General features: G+C 63.7%; 2 protein-coding genes. Both read left to right on the forward strand.

All coding sequences use genetic code 11. From position 1 onward, the window contains the following. The first annotated feature begins 171 nt into the window (after nucleotides 1–171). Complete coding sequence (locus ACXJL8_RS39790) at nucleotides 172–1,173, forward strand: NADP-dependent oxidoreductase (protein ID WP_456686895.1); 1,002 nt, start codon at nucleotides 172–174, stop codon at nucleotides 1,171–1,173. Nucleotides 1,174–1,410: 237 nt separating this feature from the next. Then, a partial coding sequence (locus ACXJL8_RS39795; RefSeq protein ID WP_456686896.1) for a cysteine rich repeat-containing protein occupies nucleotides 1,411–1,962 on the forward strand: 552 nt, incomplete at its 3' end.

A 1,962-nucleotide genomic window follows, 5' to 3' on the forward strand; every position in this document is an offset into this window, starting at 1 on the left:
GATATGACAGCGACGCAACACGCTTGGCGTGCGATCGCGTTGTCCAGATGTTCCCGTTGTGAAACTGGACGCGGCGATCTAGCTTTCATGCAGCGCACAACGAATGCGGCTTGCACGTTTTCTTTGCGGCAAGTGCATCAATAATCGTCAAACAAGCGAAGGGGAAACGCCATGAGCGGCAGCATCAATCGTCAGATTCTGTTGGTGGAAAAGCCCAGCGGCAAGCTCGGCCCCGAACATTTCAAGATGGTGGAAGGCACGATGCCGGAGCCGAAGGACGGCGAGGCATTGCTGCGCGTGCGCTACATCTCGCTCGACGCCGCCAACCGTGCCTGGATGCACGGCGCGACTTATCGTTCGGCGGTCGAGGCCAACAGCGTGATGGCCGGCGGGGCCATCGCCGAAGTGGTCAGCTCGRAGGCGCCGGGGCTGGCTGCCGGCGACATCGTGTTCGGCGACACCGGTTGGCAGGAGTTTGYCGCGGTGCCCGCAAAGCACTTGAACAAGATGCCGAAGCTCGAGCCGATGACGCATCTGCTCAGCGTGTTCGGCATTGCCGGCCTCACCGCCTATTTCGGCCTGCTCGAGATCGGCAAGCCCAAGGAGGGCGAGACGGTCGTGGTCTCGGCGGCGGCAGGCTCGGTCGGCTCGATCGTCGGGCAGATCGCAAAAATCAAGGGATGCCGCGTCATCGGCATCGCCGGCGGCGCGGACAAGTGCGGCTGGCTGACCTCCGAACTCGGCTTCGATGCCGCGGTCGACTACAAGGACGGCGCGGTGTTCAAGGCGCTGCGCGCCGCGGCGCCCAACGGCATCGACGTCTATTTCGACAATGTGGGCGGCGAGATTCTGGAAGCCTGCCTGCCGCAGATGAACAATTACGGCCGCATCGCCTGCTGCGGCGCGATCTCGCAATATGACGGCGCGCCGTCCGCACACGGCCCGCGCGGCGTACCCGGGCTGATCGTGGTGAAGCGGCTGGTCATGCAGGGCTTCATCGTGATGGACTACATGAAGGAGAGCCAGCGCGCGCTCGCCGAGCTCCAGGCCTGGGTCAAATCCGGCAAGCTGAAGGTGCAGGAGGACATCATCGACGGGCTCGAGAACACGCCGAAGGCGCTGATCGGATTGCTCGCCGGCGAGAACCGCGGCAAGCGCATGGTCAAGCTCTGACGACGTATTGTTTTGTTTGAGCATGATCTTTTCGGAATACCGCTGCACACTTTGCGCTAACGCGGCCCTTCGGGTCCGGATCATGCTCTAGTTACGTCGCATTGCGTCGGCATTATCTACTTGCGGTAGAGGCCAAAGCATCCAAAGATACCGCGCGCGGGGCATCACTCGCGGCGATTGCGCTTGCATCACATTTGAAAATCGTCGGCGTTACCGACAGGGCGGGAATTCACTCAAATGTTCAACACATTGAAACATGCATCGACGCGCACGGCGTTGCTGGCGGCAACGCTCTTCGCAACTGCAACAGGCGCATTCGCGCAAGCGCCGACCGACGCGCAGAAGAGCGCTATCCGCTCCGCATGCCGCTCGGACTTCATGACGCACTGCTCGAGCGTCACGCCCGGCGGCGTTGAAGCCTATCAATGTCTGCAGAAGAACATGTCCAGCCTTTCGTCGGGATGCCAAACCGCGGTTCGCGCGGTCGAGCCTGCTGCGGCGCCGAAGACGGAAGCCGCGCCACCCAAATCCCAACCGGCGAAGACTGAGCCGGCGAAGACTGAAGCGGCGCCGGCCGCCGAACCCGCGAAGCCGGCCGCCACCGCCGCCGCGCCGAAGGCGGCGGCGCCCAAACAGCCGAGCAGCGCGCAGGTCGCTGCGGTCAAGAGCGCCTGCCGCGCAGACTATCCCAAGGTCTGCGCCGGCGTGCCGCCCGGCGGCGCGCCCGCGCTCGAATGCCTGGAGAAGAACAAGGCCAAGGTTTCGCCGGCCTGCGAGAAGGCCCTGAGC

This window comes from Bradyrhizobium sp. P5_C11_2 (genome assembly GCF_054049755.1).